The organism is Edwardsiella hoshinae NBRC 105699 = ATCC 33379 (assembly GCF_000474215.1).
GTDB classification, from domain to species: domain Bacteria; phylum Pseudomonadota; class Gammaproteobacteria; order Enterobacterales; family Enterobacteriaceae; genus Edwardsiella; species Edwardsiella hoshinae.
In genome coordinates, this window is the sequence record NZ_BAUC01000050.1 from 1 (window position 1) to 19,563 (window position 19,563).

Consider the following 19,563-nt stretch of genomic DNA (forward strand, 5'->3'; position numbering starts at 1 on the left):
CAAACGCGGCAGATACTCGGGCGGCAGACGCGAGTCGCCCGCTTCAGCGACAAAGACGGGCAGGCCAAAAGCGCTCTGCTCAACCTTATCCAGTGCACCATCCAGCACATCCGCGACCGATAGCACCACAGCGGCGACGTCGGTAAGGTCGCTCTCCGCAATAGCGACTGTCATACGTGAGGTATTAAAATATGTCCTGATATTTAGGCTTACTGCAATTTTCAAACTATTCATATAACCCACTCTTATATATTTATTTCACGCAAAATAATCCCTTGGGTTTAAATTTAATTAAACCCATAACCCACAGCACTTTCTCACGGCAAGACTTACCCACAATGATTTATAAATATAAATCATTGATGCTAATGGAATAAGCCATACCAGGCAGCCCAAAGCTACCGTGACGACAAGCGTTTATCGAGGTGCGTCAATAAAGGACTGTCCGCATGAGTACTTCGCGTCTAATACACGGAAATACAGCAACGGAAGAAGAAACATGACACTCCGCGACAACGGATGTCATGACATGAGGAGAATTATCTGATATTGAACAGATGAAAATCAAAGCAACTGCGGTGCGCCATCATCATAATATGCGTCACCCGCCGGATATGTGGCCAAAATCGATTGTTATTTTCCATTTTAATTTCCCCTTTTACCTGGAAACCGACTCCATTGTAACCAACTGCCCGTGGACTACTGTGACACACATCACTAACATATCGCCAATTTGGCGATATATCGATCTAAAAAACAAGCATTATTGCATATAAATTCACCTTAAAATAACCAAAAAACAGAGAATAGATCTGTTTTACAACATAGCCACGTACCATGTACGACGCATAACACCGTAAAAATCGGTCAAACGCTACCGCTGAGCAACAAAAACAGCACAGAAAGCCAACATTGGCATTATTGACAATAAAAGTATTTATTATGAATAAATATTCATGATAACTATTTTTACAACAACTCTATTCTGTGATAGCGATCGTAGAAATATGCATTATACCGCCAACCAGCGTCGACGCGGCCTGTGCAGGCCATCCCCTTGAGCCGCGATCGCCAGCACAATAAATAGGCACTCGCACAGCGCGGTGGGAAATAACGTTGACGCCGAGGCTAGAATCGGGTTTAATGCGCCTCGTTGCCCGGATAGCTCAGTCGGTAGAGCAGGGGATTGAAAATCCCCGTGTCCTTGGTTCGATTCCGAGTCCGGGCACCACTTATTCTGAAAACCCTGCCTGATGGCGGGGTTTTTGCTTTTCCGGTTACGGTGGATTTTTGGTCGTTGCAACACGTTATTTGTTTGCTGGATTTCTCGCCATTTTCGCAAATGTTCGTTACTTTTAGACACATTAACACTCTCTGATGTGCCTTTTCCTTACCTCACAGCTACGCTCTTTCTACGATCCTCTACGATTTCCTTCTCTTAGAATATTCATCATAACGCAGAAAACACGAGGAAAATGGGGGATAGATTTATCATTATTTAACAATAAGTTATTTATGACTTCCCCAGGGAGGTCGTAGGGAATGCCCTTTCAGATCCGGGGAAAAACTGAACCCACCCACTCCTCTGATCAAGCGGGGAGGCCTACCGCTCCTCCCCGGTAATAATTCTATTTTTTCTTTATGATTCTTACCATTACCAGAATCCTCCATCCTCCACGCCATCATAAAATAATTTATCAAGAGTGATACTAATTAAGCTAAACGCATTGGACTGTTAAAGCTGATTGCCCGCTCTGAGCGAGAAGCGGAAGTTCGCTTTGAAAAGCCCAGGAGCATTGTCGCAGATGATGATGAAGCGGATCAGACTAACCAGGGTGTTAGTACTTCTTATCAAAATGATCTGGTATGGAAATGAATCACTATTGTAAATTTAAATTTACTATAATAAATTTAAGTGGGCTCATTTTGTATGTAAATACACAAAATAATGACCACGTTAAGGTAGAGAAATGTTAAAAATTAGAATGTCACGTCCATCTGAGGCGTCAGAAATCATCCAAATTTGGAAAAATTCTGTAGATGCTACGCACGATTTTCTGATAGCCCACGACCGACAAGAGATCGAAAAAGAAGTTGTCAGCTTTTTTTCAGAAACCCCTGTACTGGTAGCAGCAAATCAGGAAGACCAAGCGCTCGGATTCATGTTTTTGCATGAGGGCCACCTGGAAGCACTTTTTGTCGATGCTTCTGCTCGCGGACTTGGCGTCGGAAAACGGTTGATCTCACATGCACTGGCTCTGCATCCTGATTTAAGCGTCGATGTAAATGAACAAAATCAGCAAGCTGTAGGGTTTTATCAGCATATGGGCTTTCAGCTTTCGGGTCGTTCCGAACGGGACAATCAGGGAAGACCCTACCCCCTATTACACTTAAGCAAAGCTCATGTGATGTAACCCCTTTAGTAAAGGCAATATCATTAATTTTTTTGACTAAAAGCGACGATGTAAGAATAGCTCTGTTCGCTATCTGCGATTACTCATTTGATACTGGCTTGCAAAGGTAAGGGCAAGACAGTCACCGGCTTGTAAACGATGGGGCTGATGATTGACCTGAAAATCAAGTCTCCCGCTCAACTGGACTGACGCCCGAGCGTTGGGCAAGCGCTGTTACAGTCAAGTTGCGAGCCTTTCTATGGTTAAGTAATAAACGTGCAATGTCGCTATCTACTATCTGATTTTTAGATTTTTTATCCATTTCCACTCTTACTTTCGCCCGTCTGATTATGCCATTACATGAATTGAGCTAAAATAGCTGATCTTATAAGTCTAAATATTCAGGTTTTCGAAAAATTCGATTATCGCTTAGACCTACCTATAACCCTAGCGTAAGGCTTGGCAACCGTAACGATTGCCATTGCAGCTCTATGGATGCCCCCCCAAACCGTAGGCGAATACGCTCCTTGTTACCAACCGTGTGAAAGTACCCCCCTATCCGATACCTGAAATCAGATTCAGGGGTTAATCTGCTCGGCTGATCCGGGAGAGTCTGTGATTGCTTTTTATACAGTTGTAACGGTTAAAATCCTGTACAAACGGGGTATAGGCAATCGGGTGATAGCTAGAGCACGGGGATATCCCATCATACCGTAAGAGCCTCAATACAGGATGAAACCATCTTCCATCATACGCCATCACCGTGCCACAGCACTAACCTGAGGAGGCCCCCACGCCATGCGTGGTGGCGCGCCAGCTCACGCTAAATCAACATCTTTACAGCCAAAAAACCAGGTAATGATAAAGCCGGCGAGATAAGAGAGTAGTATCCCAACGACATAAACCGCCATACCGGCGAAAATCCCTTGTCGGGAGGTCATCAAAGGAATGGCGACCAGGCCGGATGGACCGAATACCGTATTCAGACCAACCGGTAACCCCAGCCAAGCTACCAAACCGATAAAGAAGCCCCCTACCGCGCCGCCGAAACAGGCTGTCACGAATGGCTTGATGCGCGGCAATGTAACGCCATAGATCAGCGGCTCGCCAATACCCAGCACGCCGGGAAAGAGAGCACCTTTAATTTGGTTACGCAGCCGCGATCCTTTCCCTGCGCGGCAAAACAGCGCCAATGCGGCCCCGACCTGCCCTGCCCCAGCCATCGCGAGGATAGGAAACAGCGCATTAAATCCCTGGGCATCCATCAGCGCAAAATAGACCGGAACAAAGCCTTGATGAATACCGAAGACCACGGCGATCAGAAACAACCCGGCCAGTAACGCCGTTCCCAGTGGATTACCATTGAGGTGCAAAAACAGCCAGGACATACCTTTAAATAGCACGCCCCCAACCGGCATGATGACCACATAGGTGATCGCTCCGCTGAGCAACAGCGTGATAGCCGACGTCAGAATCATATCCAGATTATCCGGAATGACACGGCGGACCTGACGCTCGATCCATGCCCCCAACATGCAGGCTAATAGCACCCCGATGATATTTCCGCGCGGATCGATGGTCAGATTAAAGAAGGTTTCCATGCCAGCGTAGTAGCCAACATGTCCCTCTGGGGTATAACGCAAAAGAAAGAGCGAAGCGATGATCGCGCCGTTTACACCGCTGCCACCAAAAGCCTTTTGGGTGTTAAACCCGATCAAAATACTGAGAAAGGTAAACAGACCGACGCTAAAGACCTTCAGGTAGGCAATCAGAGCGGTCAACCACGCGATCGGAGGTTGCCCCTCAACCTGCCAGGTCTGTTGCAACAAGGTCGCGGTACCCAGCAAGAGGCCGGCAGCGATGAAGCCCGGGATCAACGGGGTGAAAATCGTCGCGAACTTAGTGAGAAAGTTATGTATCGCGCTATGCTGGCGAGCCTTTCTCTGGCGTTTATTCTGGCTGGCGAGGGTCTGCAAATCCGGCGTCTCCGCCGCAGGTGGCTGCGCTTCACTCGTGGCCTGGAGCAAAGCATTCATCATCTCGCTCGCCGTTTGCGCCTTACCCGGTCCTAGGATGATTTGTAGCTGATCGTCGCCATGCACCACGCCCAGCACCCCAGGAACCCGTTCTAACGCCGCCAGTTGGATCCGATCGCGAGCCTTGAGGGTGAGCCGGAGCCGCGTCATGCAGTTAGCGCACTGAAGGATATTATCGCGACCACCACTTAGACGTAAGATCTGCGCCATCATCGCGGCCGGCATCGAGGCCTGGTTCTTCATATTACGTCCTCGGTAAGGCGTGACGGATAAATCCGTGATGCTGCGCCAACATCGCGCTGGCTTCTTCGGCCGATACGCCGCTCAATAGCATCAGAATGGCGGTCTTACAGTGACGATGGCAGGCATTCAGCGCCGCTTCAGCCTGATGCGCATCACACTCCGTCGCCGCCATCACAATGTTCACCTGGCGTTGCAGCAGCTTGGCGTTAGTCGCCGCGACATCCACCATCAAGTTGCCGTACACCTTGCCGCTACGGATCATCGCCCCGGTGGTGATCATGTTGAGCACCAGCTTCTGTGCGGTTCCCGCCTTCATCCGTGAAGAACCGGTGATCACCTCCGCCCCGACGAGCGGCTCGATGGCGATATCTGCCGCCCGACTCATCTCACTACCGGGATTACAGACAAGCGCCGCCACCGTCGCGCCTTGTTGTTTCGCGTAAGCCATGGCGCCTAGCACATAGGGCGTGCGTCCGCTGGCCGCAATACCCACCAGAACATCCTTAGCCGTGAAGTGCAGATCGCGCAGATCCCGCTCCCCCTGCCCACGATCATCTTCGGCATTCTCCACCGCAGCGAGGATCGCCGGGGGGCCTCCCGCGATCAATCCCACCACCTGCTGGGGTGGCGTCCCATAGGTTGGCGGACACTCACTGGCATCTAAGATACCAAGACGCCCCGAAGTTCCCGCACCGCAGTAGATCAGACGCCCACCCAGAGCAAACGCCTCGACCACCTTATCCACCAGTTGTGCAACCTGTGGCAAGGTGGCCTCGACCGCCAAGGCGACCCGTTGATCCTCCACATTGATCACCCGGAGCATCGCCAAGGTGGAGAGGGTATCGATCGCCGCGCTGGCCGGATTACGGCTCTCTGTCACCATCTGGTTTAAATTCATCTTCATCGTCCCCGTAGAAATCCGTCATCGCGTTAGGATATGGAATATCTTATTCCTTAACGGCGCGAGCAATCACGAAAAATTATGCCAAACGAGATATGACGACACGACGGCGGGATAATAAAAAACAATTTACATTCAATGCATTAATGGTTTTTTCATTACCGCGTTGGACGGTCTCCCTGTGGGGGAGGCCGTCCATAGTGAAGCTAAGCAGATGCGCACTGACTCAACGGTAGAGATAGTTAATCCACGGTAAACAGATAAACAGGTAAGCCAGCAGGTTGACCAGACCAAAGATCGCGCCCAAACGCCAGAAGTCTTTCGAAGGCAGATAACCACTGCCAAAATAAATCGGGCTGGGGCCGGTACCGTAGGGCGTGATAATTCCCATGATCCCCAATGACAAGGACATCGCCAGGGAGAAGGCCATCATGTTGATACCATGGATATCCATCGCCGCCGCGATCATCACCGGAACCAATGCGGTGGCATGGGCCGTGGTGCTGGCGAAGAAATAGTGCAACAGATAGAAACACAGCAACAGCGAGACGCAGGCCACGTCGACCGACATACCATTCAGGTACTGGGAGATCAACAACCCGAACCAGTGGACAAAGCCGACTGCGGAGAGACCGGAGGCCAAGGAGACCAAGGTGCCAAACCAAAATAGGGTGTTCCAGGCGGCCTTATTGCCGATCACGTCGTCCCAGGTGATCACATTACTGACCAGCATCAGCGCGATGACCAACAACGCGGCGATGGCAGAGTTGATAAAGCCGGAGCCGAATACCCATAGCAGCAGGGCTAAGATGACGAATACCAGCAACAGCTTCTCACGCTGTGACAAGCCACCCAGATTCGCCAACTCCTGTTTCGCCCATTTGGGGACATCATCATTGACCTTCACCTCCGGCGTATACAGCCAGTAACCCAGCAGCGGTGTCAGCAGCCACAATACGATGCCGCACGGTAAGAAGGCGATAAACCAACTGCCCCATGAGATTTGCAGGCCCGTCATCTGATTGATCAGCGCACTGGATAACAAGTTCGGCGCCAACGCGGAAAGGAACATCGAGCTGGTCACACAGGTGATCGAGATAGAGACCCACATCAAGTAGGAGCCGATGCGTCGCGCGCTGGGATCGTTCGGCTTAGAGTCATATAACGGAGGAAGGTTGCTGATCACCGGATAGATGGTCCCGGCACTACGCGCCGTATTCGACGGAGTAAAGGGGGCCAGCACCAGATCGGCGATGGCGATGGCATAACCCAGCGTCAGCGAACGGCGACCAAGCGACTTGACCAACATCAGAGAGATGCGCCGCCCCAGGCCGGTCTTCTCATAACCTAACGCGAACATGAAGGCACTGAAGATTAACCATACCGTGGAGTTTGAGAATCCGGAAACCGCCCACTTAAAGGCTGCCGAAGTCGCATGGAAGTGGGCCGCTGTCAGTTGCTCCGGAGAGAACAACACCCAGCGGCCCAATCCCGCGATGATCACCACAGCCATTAAGCCAATCACCGCTCCGGGCAATGGCTCCAGGATCAAGCCAACGATCGAACCGATAAAAATCGCGAAATAGAGCCAGGCATGATGGCTCAGCCCCGCCGGGGCGGGGAGACAAGCTAACACCGCCCCTACCACAAAAGGTATCAATAACAAATAACCTTTTTTCATACTAAACCTCAGCGAAAAGAATAAACAACATCATTAAGCTAATGATGAAGAAGATGATACCAAGACCGTTATTATCACCGGTCGCGACAGTTGCCTATCAGCCTTAATACGCATGGCTGTCGCGTTCGTGCTATGCCTGATAAATAGCATGATGAGTGCGATAAGATGGCCAGCAATTTCACTATTACTCTGAATCAGAAGCATCTCACTTATCAGATGGCGCCAGTCCGCGGCATCGTATTACATCGAAGGGAACACGCCATAGCACCGTCGACAAATAAGCCATCTTGCTAGCAAATAAAAATCATACAGCGCGTTAAGTGCACCGGGCATAATAGATGACAAGACTATTCAAGAATAATATGGGATATGTCTCCCCCCAGCATTGATACTTATTTCAACAAGACTTCAGGTGTATCAACGAGAGAAATAGTGTGAGGCTATTTCTAATTTATTACATTACCCTTGAGTATAATGACAGTCAGAAAACATTTGTAAGTAAATCGCTATCTCTGTATCGCTTTATCCTTGGTGAAATAGCTATATTCCACACCAAGCATGAGGCTATGCCGCGTAACGCCGTGAGCACCGAACTCGCCTCACCAACGGTGAACATCGCCGTTTTTCTTCGCATATCAGATGTTACTGAGATGATATCGCCACAACCTCCACCCACTCTCCTCAGCCAAAATATTGAGGATGGTTTGCATTTTTATCCTCTTTACCAATTCTGGAGCCGCTACATCTTGATCCATTGATGCGGAAAGAAATCCTGCCACGTTCAGAAAAAAATATCACTATCAGCCAACAATAAAGAAAGCGCCATCTTTATTTAATATCGCACATGAATATTCTTATAAGAATATCACTATGTTAGCTACTCACTGAAAAATCTCGCCATACCCGAAGAGTACATCCAGAATGACAAAACCAAAAAATAACCACGGCCATTACTGGCTAATTTCGTTATTTATACTATTTACTAAATTGGCAATGTTTTGTAATTAGCGAAATAAAGCGATATTGTAAAAAGGAAAAGTCAGCAACTAACAAACTGATAACATTGATTGGTGGCGAGCACTATACTCTCAGCTCACCGTTGGTTATGTGGCTTCGCAGACAAAATGTATCATCGATATATAAAAAGGCGTCGATATGAGTAATCAAGCATTAGACCCAAAAAACTCACGAGTGTTACAAAACTGGGACCCCGAAGACGAAAACTTCTGGAAAACGACCGGTAGCGGCATCGCCAAGCGCAACCTCTGGGTATCGGTATACTGCCTAGTGTTAGCATTCTGTATCTGGATGGTATTCAGCTCCGTCGTGATTAAGCTCAACCACATCGGATTTAACTTCACCACCAACCAACTCTTCTGGCTGGCTGCCTTACCCTCTATCTCCGGTGCTATCCTGCGTATTCCTTTCTCCTTCGTCGTCCCCATCTTCGGCGGACGACGCTGGACTACACTCAGTACCGTGTTGCTGCTGATCCCAAGCGTCTGGCTAGGCCTCGCCATTCAGGACCCGCATACCTCCTTCTACTCCTTCGCCTGTATCGCCATTCTCTGCGGCATCGGCGGTGGTAACTTCGCCTCCAGTATGGCGAATATCAGCTTCTTCTTCCCCAAACGCCTACAAGGTTATGGACTGGGGATTAACGGCGGGTTAGGTGATGGCGGCATCGGGGTAGTCCAGTTGTGTGTCCCGTTGGTCATCGGCTTCAGCTTGTTCGGCAGCCTCGGCGGCGCCCCACAGCAGGTCGACCACAGCACGGCGATTTGGCTACAAAACGCGGCTTTCCTCTGGATCCCGTTCATCATTGTCGGCTGCCTGGCCTCCTGGTTTATGATGAATGACATCGCAGGAATGCACTCCTCGCTCTCTTCGCAATTCGTGATCCTGGGGAAAAAGGACACTTGGATCACCAGCCTGATTTACCTGGCTACCTTCGGCTCCTTTGTCGGCTTCTCTGCCGGTTTCGCCCTGCTGACCAAGACCCAGTTTCCCGAGATCAACATCATCGACTATGCCTTCGTCGGACCATTGCTGGGGGCGATCGCTCGCCCGATCGGCGGTAAGCTCTCCGATAAGTTCAGTGGCTATCGCATCACCCAGGTCGCATTTCTGTTTATGATCATCTTCAGCCTGTTGATCGTCCCGACCTTACCGGGTGAAAACGGCGGCGGCTCCTTCATCCTGTTCTACATCGTGTTCATGGGGTTGTTTATCTTCACCAACCTCGGCAGCGGCTCCAGCTTCCAGCTGATTTCCCAGATCTTCCACCAGAAGTCGGCGCAAGAAGCGCAACAACAGGGCATGCAAGGTAAACGAATCGACCAGTATGCCGACGTGATGAGCTCAGCCGCGCTCGGCTTCACCTCGGCGATCGGTGCCTTCGGCGGCTTTATTATTCCCAAAGCCTTCGGTAGTGCCATCAGCCTGACGCATTCAGTCCTGCTGCCGCTGATCTGCTTCGGCGTATTTTACCTGCTATGCATGATCGTCACCTGGCTCGCCTATGGACGGCATCATTAATCGCCCGGGGGAACTGACATGAGCACCTTGCTAAAAAAGATCCGCTATTTCACCGCCGGGAAACCCATCGCGGCCAACGCCCACGAGCTGTATATGCGGGATGACTCGGCCTGGGAGCAGAGTTACCGCAGCCGCTGGCAGTACGATAAGGTGGTACGCTCCACGCACGGCGTCAACTGTACCGGCTCCTGTAGCTGGAAAATCTACGTCAAAAGCGGGCTGATCACCTGGGAGACGCAATATACCGATTACCCGGAAACCCCCATCGATCTGCCTAACCATGAACCGCGTGGCTGCCCGCGCGGAGCCAGCTATTCCTGGTACATTTACAGCGCCAACCGGATTAAGTACCCACTGATGCGTCAGGCCCTACGCGATCTGTGGCGTGAGCTACGGGCGCAGCACCCGGATGCGGTCGATGCCTGGCAAGCCATTCTGGACGATCCCGCACTGGGGCAACGCTACAAACGTGAACGCGGAATGGGGGGACTGGTGCGTGTCTCTTGGCAAGAGGCCAACGAGCTGATCGCAGCGGCCAACATCGCCACCATCAAGCGTTTCGGTCCCGACCGGGTCGCTGGCTTTTCGCCGATCCCGGCGCATGCCATGTTGTCGTTTGCTTCAGGCTCTCGTTACCTGTCGCTGATCGGTGGTACCTGCTTAAGCTTCTACGACTGGTACTGCGATCTGCCGCCCTCCTCGCCACAGACCTGGGGGGAACAGACCGACGTACCAGAGTCCGCCGACTGGTATAACGCCCAATATCTGGTGATGTGGGGCTCCAACGTCCCGCAAACCCGTACGCCAGACGCTCACTTTATGACCGAGGCGCGTTACAACGGTACCAAGGTGGTCGCCGTCAGTGCCGACTACGCAGAGAACTGCAAGTTTGCCGACGAATGGCTGGCACCACGCGCCGGGAGCGATGCTGCCTTGGCCCTGGCGCTGGGACAGGTGATCCTACAGCAGTTCTATCTACAGCAACCCTGTGACTACTTCATCAACTACGCCAAACGCTTCACCGACTTCCCGACACTGGTGCTGCTCACTCCTTGTACTCAACGGGAGAATAGCTACCGCTCGGGACGCTACCTGCGAGCCGCGGATCTGGCGCAGTGGGCCGAGCAACCCTTAGCCCAATGGAAAACCCTCGCGCTGGATCAAGGCTCACGCCAAATCGTGTTGCCGCGCGGCTCGGCGGGCTTTCGTTGGGATCGCAGCGGACAGTGGAACACCATCCAGCAGGATGCGCTCAGCGGGGCGCCGATCGACCCCTTGCTCAGCCTCGCCGAACTGGGCGAAGGCGAGGTCTGTATCGTGCAGCCCGATTTCAGCGCTCCGGCCGATCAGAAAGCCTATACCTTAGGACGCGTCCCAGTACACTGGATCATCAATGCCGAAGGGAAGCGTCTTCCCGTTGCTACGGTCTTCGACTTGATGTTGGCCCATTACGGTCTACGACCGGCCGACGGCAGCGCTCCCGCAGAGGATGCCCCCTGCTCCCCAGCCTGGGCTGAAGCCATCACCGGCGTGCCGCGCCAGCAGATCACCCGCCTGGCACAAGAGTTCGCCAACAACGCCCGCCTGACCCATGGCCGCTCCCTGATCATCGTCGGTGCCGGGATCAACCACTGGTTCCATAGTGATATGACCTACCGTAGCATCATCAACGTGCTGATGATGTGCGGCACCATCGGTGTCAACGGTGGCGGCTGGGCACACTATGTCGGTCAAGAGAAGCTGCGGCCCCTGGCCGGCTGGGCCCCGATCGCCCTAGGTGGCGACTGGCAAAGCCCGGCCCGTCTGATGAACGGGACCTCCTTCTTCTATAACCACACCAGCCAGTGGCGCTACGAAAACGTCGATGCCCACACGTTGCTGTCGCCGCTAGCCGAACGCGACCAGTTCCCGCACAGTCTGATTGACTATAACGTCATCGCCGAGCGCCTCGGTTGGCTGCCCTCCTCACCCCAGTTGGATCGTAACCCGCTCACCCTGGCCGCCGAGGCGGCAGACGGCGACGTTAAGGCCTCGGTCGAACAGGCACTGAAAGCGGGGACGTTACGCATCGCCAGCGAAGATCCCGACGCGCCGGGCAACTATCCGCGCGTCCTGTTTGTCTGGCGCGCCAACCTGCTCGGCTCCTCCAGTAAGGGACACGAGTATTTTCTCAAACACCTGCTGGGTACCCATCATGGGGTGATGGAGCAAGATCTACAAGAGAAGGGCCTCCCCCTACCACAACAGCTCACCTGGCGCGATAGCGTCGAAGGCAAACTCGACCTGCTGGTTACCCTCGATTTCCGCATGTCGACCACCTGCCTCTATTCGGATGTGATCCTGCCGTCGGCTACGTGGTATGAGAAGGAGGACCTAAGCAGTACCGACATGCATCCTTATGTGCATCCCTTTACTCGCGCCATCGACCCGATGTGGGAGGCTCGCGCCGACTGGGATATCTTCAAGGGGATCGCCCAACAGTTTTCCGCCCTCTGCCCCGGTCATCTGGGCAAAGAGCGCGATGTGATGCTAACGCCGCTGTTGCACGATTCGCCGGCCGAGTTGGGCCAAGCCTACGGCGTCCGTGACTGGAAAGCGGATCCGCAAGCCTTCGTCGCCGGGAAGACCGCGCCGGCCATCAATGTGGTGGAGCGTGACTATCCGCATACCTATTTCAAATATACCCACCTCGGCCCGGCGCTGGCGGCGCATGGCAACGGTGGCAAAGGGGTACATTGGGATACTGGAGCGGAGATCGCGGCATTATGCGCCCGCCTCGGTAGCGAGAATCTGGAGGGGGTCGGCCCTTGTGCCAACATGCAAGAGGCCACCCAGGCATTGGAAGCTATCCTGACACTGGCACCGGAGACCAACGGTCAAGTCGCCGATCGGGCCTGGCGCGATCTGGCGGCGAAAACCGGTCAAACGGCAATCGCCGAGCTAGCGGCGGACAAGAAAGGCGTGCATTACCGCTTCGCCGACATCCAGCGCCAACCTGGTCGGGTGATCGCCAGCCCGCTGTGGTCCGGCATCGATAGCGATCAGCATGCCTACACCGCAGGCAGCCTGAACATCACTCACGCCGTGCCGTGGCGTACTCTGACCGGTCGTCAACAGGCCTACCAGGATCACGCCTGGATGCAGGCATTCGGTGAAAACTTCCCTTGCTATAAGCCGCCGCTGGATACCCAGAGCTGCCGCAGCGTGCGCCAGCACAGTGCCAACGGCCAACCGGAGTTGGTGTTGAACTTTGGAACCGCGCACCAGAAATGGGGGATCCACTCCACCTATACCGATAATCAGATCATGCAGACTCTCTCCCGCGGGGGACCGCTGATCTGGATCAGCGAGCACGACGCCCAACGCGCCAGCATCGCCGATAACGACTGGGTTGAGCTGTTCAACGCCAACGGCGCCATGGTGGCGCGAGCGGTGGTCAGCCAGCGCATCCCCGCCGGATTAGCGCTGATGTATCACGCGCAGGAGCGTACGCTGAACATGCCGCTCTCCGAAGTCACCGGTGAACGCGGAGGGATCCACAACTCCATCACCCGGATTTGCCCCAACCCGATCCATATGATCGGCGGCTATGCCCACCTGTCCTGGGGCTACAACTATTACGGCACCATCGGCTCCAACCGGGACGAGACGGTGATTATTCGCAAGCTTAGTCAGGTCGAATGGGACTGATACCGAGCGGGAAGAGGGAGAAAAATATGAAGATTCGTGCACAGATTTCCATGGTGCTAAACCTCGACAAGTGCATCGGTTGTCACACCTGTTCGGTGGTGTGCAAGAACGTCTGGACCAGCCGTGAGGGGATCGAATACGGCTGGTTCAACAATGTCGAAACCAAACCGGGACGCGGCTTTCCCCGTGATTGGGAGGATCAGGCGAAGTGGCATGGCGGCTGGCAACGCACCGCGAACGGGCTGACCCCGCGTATGGGCGGCAAGTTAAGCCTACTGGCCAAGATCTTCGCCAATCCACATATGCCGTCGATCACGGACTACTATGAACCCTACTCGTTCGACTATGCACACCTCCATACTGCTCCAGCTGGAGCGCGCCACCAGCCGACGGCACGCCCCTACTCACTGCTCACCGGTAAGACCCTGGAAAAGATCGAAGGCAGCGCCAACTGGGAGGATGATCTGGGCGGTGAGGCCCACGTCCGCCAAGGCGACCCGAACCTGGAGGGATTGGACAAGCAACTGTACGCCCAATTTGAGCAGACATTCATGATGTATCTGCCGCGCTTGTGTGAACACTGCCTCAATCCGGCCTGTGTCGCCTCCTGCCCCAGCGGCGCCATCTACAAACGTGCCGAGGATGGCGTAGTCTTGATCAACCAAGATCAGTGCCGCGGCTGGCGTATGTGTGTCAGCGCCTGTCCCTATAAGAAGATCTACTACAACTGGAAGAGTGGTAAATCGGAGAAGTGCATCTTCTGTTATCCGCGTATCGAAGCCGGATTGCCGACCCTGTGCTCCGAAAGCTGCGTCGGACGCATCCGCTACATCGGCGTGATGCTGTACGACGCCGAAGCCATTCCCGCCGCGGCCGCCGTGGACGACCCGCATGATCTGTACCAAGCCCAGATGCGGCTGTTCCTCGATCCGCACGATGCGCAGATTATCGAACAGGCCCGACGCGACGGGATCAGCGACGATATTCTGGCGCATGCCCAGCGTTCGCCAGTCTATCGCCTGATCAAGGAGTGGCAGTTGGCGCTGCCGTTACATCCTGAGTTTCGCACCCTACCGATGGTCTGGTATGTACCGCCCTTGTCACCGATCCGTTTCGATGATCACACCCTAGCGCCACCGCACGACATCCGGCTGGCGGAGCTGGAGCAGATGCGTATTCCTATCCACTATCTAGCTCAGTTGCTGTGTGCCGGCGACCGCCAGCCCGTTGAGCGAGCCCTGACGCGACTGATCGCCCTACGCCACTACCGCCGTAGTCTACTCAGCCCCCAGGCCACGCAGTGGCTACAGCAGGCGGAGCTCAGCAGTGAGCAAGCCGAAGCGATGTACCGCCTACTGGCTTTGGCACCCTACCATGAACGCTTCGTCATCCCCAGCGGTATGCATCAACCGGCGAGCGGCCATGAGTACATCGAACACGGCAGTTGTGGCTTTAGTTTCAACACGCCGCACGATGTCGCGGGTACCAATCTCACGGGTTATCGCCCTGACGATCGTCTGGTCATCAACCTGCGGAGTAAGGAGTAAGCCATGCTAAGCCTGTTAATTGTGGCGCGCCTGTTAGAATACCCCGATGAGGCGCTATGGCAGGCACGTGACGAGCTGGCGTGTGCGCTCACGCAGTGTCCGGAGTTATCCGAGGCAGATCGCGCGTTACTGGCCGACTTCATCCACCACTACTATCTCGCCCCCCTGACAGAGCGGCAGAGTGAATACGTCGCCCAATTCGACCATACTCGGCGCTGCGCCCTGTATCTGTGTGAGCATCAGTTGGCCGAATCCAAAAACCGCGGTCAGGCGATGGTCAACATCCTCCAGCACTATCAGCAGGCGGCACTGATCCCGGCGGTACGGGAACTGCCCGACTACTTACCGATGGTGCTGGAGTTCGCCTACCTACAGGATCAACACGCCCCCGGCGAGGGACACCGTATCCTGACACAGATCGCCGACGTGGCGCAGATCCTCTACCAGCGTACCAAGACGGGGCGCTATGGCGCGCTGTTTCTGCTGTTATTGCATCTTGCCGGACGGCAAGCGGAAACACGGGAGGAGCTGGCGCCGGCGCCGGATATCGACGCCGAATGGGAGCGGGCACACGCGCCAGCCCGCGTCGAATTGCCCGCCCTGCCGCACGAGCACGCAACGACGGTGCATTATCTCAATCTGGGGCGATAAGGAGGATTGTATGTCCGCACTATCCTATTTTTTATTCAATATCTATCCCTATATCGCCATCACAGTGCTTGTGCTGGGCTGCCTCTACCGTTTCGACTACGGTCAGTACACCTGGAAGAGTGGCTCCTCACTACTGATGGCTAACGGCCGCTATAGCCGCTATGCCCTCAACCTGTTCCACATCGGCATGTTAGGGGTCTTCTTCGGCCACGTCGTCGGACTACTGACGCCACGCTCCTGGTATCAGGCTTATATCTCCGACCAGACTCACCAGATCCTGGAGCTGATCGCCGGCAGCTTCTTCGGCACACTGTTATTGATCGGGGCGCTGATGCTATTGGCTCGCCGCCTATGTAACCCGCGTGTGGCGGCTACTTCGTCGTTCTCTGACAAGCTGATCCTGACGCTACTGGTGATTCAGATCGTTCTAGGCATGTTGACGATTCCCATCGATCTACTGCACCCCTCCGGCGCCACGCTGCAAAATCTGATCAGTTGGAGCCAGGGCATCGTCACCTTCCAGCCCGATCCGGCGCGTTATCTGCAAGGTGTCAATGGGTTGTTCAAGGTACATATGGTATTGGGACTGACTATCTTCCTCATCTTTCCCTTCACCCGGCTGGTGCATATTTGCAGCCTACCGCTCGGTTATGTACTGCGCCGCCGCCAGGTGGTGAAAACCCTGCGTTAATCCTATCGATGACGGCGCCCGAGGGCGCCGTCCATGAGTACGCTTACTCGATCACACCACACGCCATGCGGGCACCGCCGCCGCCAAGTGCATTTGGGTGGTCGTTATAGTTATCGCCGCCCGCATGTACCATCAACGCATGTCCTTTCAGTTGCGACAATGACTTCAGACGCGGTGCCAGAACGGCATAGTCCGCGGTACCATCCGCATTCACCACCAGGCCCGGCAGATCGCCCAGATGTCCGGCGTCACTATATGGCCCCAAATGCTTGTCGCGCTTTTCCGGGTCCCAATGTCCGCCGGCCATCAGTGCGGCGACCGGTTTTCCCTCTTTGCTGCCGGGTAGGCAACTGGCCTTCTCATGCACATGGAAACCATGTATCCCTGGCGCCAGATCGTGGAGCTTAGGCGTAAACAGTAAACCATAGGGGGTTTCGCTGATCACGACCTCGCCGAGCGCCGCACCGCTGCCCATGGTGGTGGCTTCATTCAGCGGCACACTAAGCGAAGCGGCGTACGCCGTACCACTCAACAACGCGCCAGCTAGTGTCAATCCAATGATTCTCTTCATTATATCCTCTCCTTATTCTCGTATATTTCCATACATGCCATAAGCAAGATAACAATGAATAAATCATTTAATAACAAAACAATCAATCTATTTACATAATATTCAGACTGAATCTACCCCCTCTCATCATTTGGCAACGTCTCACCGATCAGCGCATCGATCCCCTCGATCACTGCGGCACTCGCCGACTCCATCTGCTCCAACGCCGCCGTCATCGCCACGAAATTATCCGCCGCAAAAGCGGCCAACGCTTGCTGACCGGAGCGATGTACCTCGGCATGAGGGCGCGCCAACGCGCGAAAGGTGGGATGTTCGCCGAATTGCCGCCGTCCTTCTCCAGCGTAGTACCAGCGCCCCAGACGGCAAGAATGGTGATCACTCATCGTCGCTTGGCGATCTCGGGTAAAGAGATAACGGTATACCTGATACTTCCAGATGATGTGGTCCAGCTTGACGGTATTGAGAAACTGTTGAAGGGCGATCGCACGAATGATCTGCTGCATATAACCGGCACGCTCAATAACCTGCTCTAACGCCTGACGCGATTGCGCCACTTCCCGCTGGATATGGGCGATCAACGTCTGAATGCCGATTACGCTTTCGCAAACTTGGCCGGCGCGTTCGGCGATGGCGTGACTCAACCCGGCGATCTGGCTGGCATGTTGTTTCACTTCACTCGCCAGCTGCTTAATCTCTTTCACAATCACCGTAAAACCACGCCCCAACTCGCCGACATGCGCCGCTTCGATCGCCGAATTAATCGCTAATAGATTTGTTTGGTTAGATAATCGGTGAATATCCTCCACGCTGTGATTGATCTCGTTCACCGTCTCTTGTAGCGCCGTACTGATCTGTATTTCCTGTTGCGCGCTGGCACTGATCTCAGCAACCAGTTTTTCCAATGCATGCATACTGTCGTAGGCTTGGCTATTCTTGACATTCAGCGCATCGATAACCTGTTGCTCGTGCCGCAGACGCTCACTAGAGCTTAATAAGGTATTACGGATCGTTGTGATACTGTCGATGCCGGAAAGCATACAGCGACACAGAGTATGTTCGTAATCAGCTGGCGAGTCAGGTGGATGAGTAGGAATTGACAGGGTACGCTCGGTAGGATAATCGGTACGAATGGAAGAAGTCGTGTGCGCTTTGGTTATACCGGCGCTAGTAAATAAATTTATTATTTTCTTACACATATCATGTCCTAACGGGATATTTTTCAGCCGTGACTAATAAACTAATTTATCCGTTAATCATGCTGTATAAGTAACCGCCAGACCGCGCCCCTGTCAATCAATCGGCAGACACGGTGAGGTGTTCCAGTTAGCATATTTAAAATGTTGTCGGTAATATCTTGCACTAACCTAAATTCCCCTCGTCTCTATCTCCGTTTTCCGCTAAGGGCGCATACCGTCTCCCCTTTTATTTTTCCGCGCCGCCACGCCGGCGCCCCTCACGACACAATAGCGCCGCTATCCCACCACTACACCCTCGATACGGGCCGTCAGTCACGCCCTCCTCTCGTCCGGAGGAACGCTTACGCCAAGCAGTCGCCAGACATAGCCGCGATAATACTGATGTTAAGTTATACAGATTAATTTCATATTATTATATGAAAGTTATTTTCATAGCCTAATAGACTAACCCTCCGCGACTAATCCAGGCAGCACGCAAGCGGTTGCGCGAACAAATCATAAACAGCCGTCAACTCACTTGTTAGAATAATCCTAGAAATTAAGCGTATTATTTTTAACTAACGTTCAACGTTGGATACATTTTATTTTTTCTTGTTGATTTTATTGAATAAAAATAATTTCAGTTTTTAGGCTTTGCTGGCTATCATTATCAAGCGTGTTCTTTTTTTGTGACCTAGGTCACTCGATAGTGCCTCTGTCACGCAAAGACTAATAATTCAGGAATCCATCATGAAAGCATTTACTAAATTAGCTCTGTTCGTCGGTCTGGTTTCCGGCGCTACCCTGGCTAACGCCGCTGGTATCGATAACACTGGCTACTATGCCGGGGCTAAAATGGGTATCAGCGCCGAGCATCTGTCCAATCAGAACGATGTCAATGGCCATGGCATGAGCAACGACAACAAGGGGGTCGGTAACGCCGGTCTGGTAGTGGGTTACAACTTTGCCAACCAGTTTAACCTGCCGGTTCGCGCCGAGCTGGATTACACTTTCCGCGCGCATGCAACCTCTAGCCACACCAACGATCAAGGTCTGACCAACGACAGCCGTCTGGGTCTGCAAACCCTGATGGTTAATGGTTACTACGACATCAAGACCGGTACCGACTTCACGCCATACATCGGCGCTGGCATCGGCTACGCTAACGTCAGCCTGAAGAATGATCTGAACGGCGACAACGTGCAAAGCAACAGCAACAACTTCGCCTGGAGCGTCGGCACTGGGGTGATCTACAACGTCAACCCGCGTCTGGATCTGGACCTGGGCTACAAATACCTGGACGCAGGCAAAGCCACTGCGGGTAACTCCCAGGCTAAAGTGGCCACCCACGACTTCACCTTGGGTGTGAACTACTACTTCTAATCGGCCGGCCCACCGCTGCTGAACGCGGCGTTCGTGGCAAGGTAACGAAAACGGCTCCCTGAT

Annotated in this window: 14 protein-coding genes, 1 tRNA gene and 1 pseudogene; 8 read left to right on the top strand and 8 right to left on the bottom strand. The window is 53.5% G+C overall.

All coding sequences use genetic code 11. The features are described 5' to 3' along the window. Both EHO01S_RS17755 and speFL read right to left on the bottom strand, forming a co-directional pair. Nucleotides 1-234 (bottom strand): Orn/Lys/Arg decarboxylase N-terminal domain-containing protein (locus tag EHO01S_RS17755; protein ID WP_035370842.1); only part of this gene is annotated, 234 nt, incomplete at its 3' end. A 305-nt stretch (nucleotides 235-539) separates the two neighbouring features. After that, nucleotides 540-644 (bottom strand): leader peptide SpeFL, encoded by a 105-nt coding sequence (gene speFL, locus EHO01S_RS19000; protein ID WP_115314596.1) that lies wholly within the window; start codon nucleotides 642-644, stop codon nucleotides 540-542. 511 nt (nucleotides 645-1,155) lie between these two features. Here speFL and EHO01S_RS16320 point away from each other — a divergent pair. Continuing rightward, nucleotides 1,156-1,231, top strand: a tRNA-Phe gene (locus EHO01S_RS16320). A 739-nt stretch (nucleotides 1,232-1,970) separates the two neighbouring features. After that, complete coding sequence (locus EHO01S_RS16325) at nucleotides 1,971-2,414, top strand: acetyltransferase (RefSeq protein ID WP_024524951.1); 444 nt, start codon at nucleotides 1,971-1,973, stop codon at nucleotides 2,412-2,414. 23 nt (nucleotides 2,415-2,437) lie between these two features. On the opposite strand, the pseudogene EHO01S_RS18580 reads toward EHO01S_RS16325, so the two are convergent. The 4 genes and pseudogenes from EHO01S_RS18580 to EHO01S_RS16340 form a co-directional block, all read right to left on the bottom strand. Continuing rightward, nucleotides 2,438-2,715 (bottom strand): annotated as a pseudogene (locus EHO01S_RS18580) (hypothetical protein). A gap of 496 nt (nucleotides 2,716-3,211) precedes the next feature. Next, nucleotides 3,212-4,672, bottom strand: coding sequence for a PTS N-acetylmuramic acid transporter subunit IIBC (gene murP, locus EHO01S_RS16330; RefSeq protein ID WP_035370836.1), 1,461 nt, complete (start codon nucleotides 4,670-4,672; stop codon nucleotides 3,212-3,214). A 1-nt stretch (nucleotide 4,673) separates the two neighbouring features. Next, nucleotides 4,674-5,576, bottom strand: coding sequence for an N-acetylmuramic acid 6-phosphate etherase (gene murQ / locus EHO01S_RS16335; protein ID WP_024524953.1), 903 nt, complete (start codon nucleotides 5,574-5,576; stop codon nucleotides 4,674-4,676). A 223-nt stretch (nucleotides 5,577-5,799) separates the two neighbouring features. Beyond that, nucleotides 5,800-7,254 (bottom strand): anion permease, encoded by a 1,455-nt coding sequence (locus tag EHO01S_RS16340; RefSeq protein ID WP_081702278.1) that lies wholly within the window; start codon nucleotides 7,252-7,254, stop codon nucleotides 5,800-5,802. Nucleotides 7,255-8,409: 1,155 nt separating this feature from the next. Between EHO01S_RS16340 and EHO01S_RS16350 the strand changes: the two genes are divergently transcribed. From EHO01S_RS16350 to narI, 5 genes are read left to right on the top strand one after another with little or no spacing between them, the layout of a single operon-like run. Further along, complete coding sequence (locus EHO01S_RS16350) at nucleotides 8,410-9,792, top strand: NarK family nitrate/nitrite MFS transporter (protein WP_024524956.1); 1,383 nt, start codon at nucleotides 8,410-8,412, stop codon at nucleotides 9,790-9,792. A gap of 18 nt (nucleotides 9,793-9,810) precedes the next feature. Beyond that, nucleotides 9,811-13,482 (top strand): nitrate reductase subunit alpha, encoded by a 3,672-nt coding sequence (locus EHO01S_RS16355; RefSeq protein ID WP_024524957.1) that lies wholly within the window; start codon nucleotides 9,811-9,813, stop codon nucleotides 13,480-13,482. Between the two features lie 26 nt (nucleotides 13,483-13,508). Next, nucleotides 13,509-15,029: a nitrate reductase subunit beta gene (gene narH / locus EHO01S_RS16360; RefSeq protein WP_024524958.1), complete on the top strand. Its 1,521-nt coding sequence runs from the start codon at nucleotides 13,509-13,511 to the stop codon at nucleotides 15,027-15,029. Between the two features lie 3 nt (nucleotides 15,030-15,032). After that, complete coding sequence (narJ, locus tag EHO01S_RS16365) at nucleotides 15,033-15,680, top strand: nitrate reductase molybdenum cofactor assembly chaperone (protein ID WP_024524959.1); 648 nt, start codon at nucleotides 15,033-15,035, stop codon at nucleotides 15,678-15,680. A 10-nt stretch (nucleotides 15,681-15,690) separates the two neighbouring features. Further along, nucleotides 15,691-16,371, top strand: coding sequence for a respiratory nitrate reductase subunit gamma (gene narI, locus EHO01S_RS16370; RefSeq protein ID WP_024524960.1), 681 nt, complete (start codon nucleotides 15,691-15,693; stop codon nucleotides 16,369-16,371). 43 nt (nucleotides 16,372-16,414) lie between these two features. Here narI and sodC read toward each other — a convergent pair whose 3' ends face one another. Beyond that, the gene (gene sodC, locus EHO01S_RS16375; RefSeq protein WP_024524961.1) at nucleotides 16,415-16,942 is read right to left on the bottom strand and encodes a superoxide dismutase family protein; all 528 of its coding nucleotides are present in this window, start codon (nucleotides 16,940-16,942) and stop codon (nucleotides 16,415-16,417) included. 113 nt (nucleotides 16,943-17,055) lie between these two features. Beyond that, nucleotides 17,056-17,979 carry a methyl-accepting chemotaxis protein gene (locus EHO01S_RS16380; protein WP_035370839.1) on the bottom strand — a complete coding sequence of 308 codons (924 nt, stop codon included), beginning with the start codon at nucleotides 17,977-17,979 and terminating at the stop codon, nucleotides 17,056-17,058. Nucleotides 17,980-18,867: 888 nt separating this feature from the next. Here EHO01S_RS16380 and EHO01S_RS16385 point away from each other — a divergent pair. After that, a complete protein-coding gene (locus tag EHO01S_RS16385; RefSeq protein ID WP_024524963.1) occupies nucleotides 18,868-19,500 on the top strand; it encodes an outer membrane protein in 633 nt (210 codons plus the stop codon). The last annotated feature ends 63 nt before the right edge of the window (nucleotides 19,501-19,563 follow it).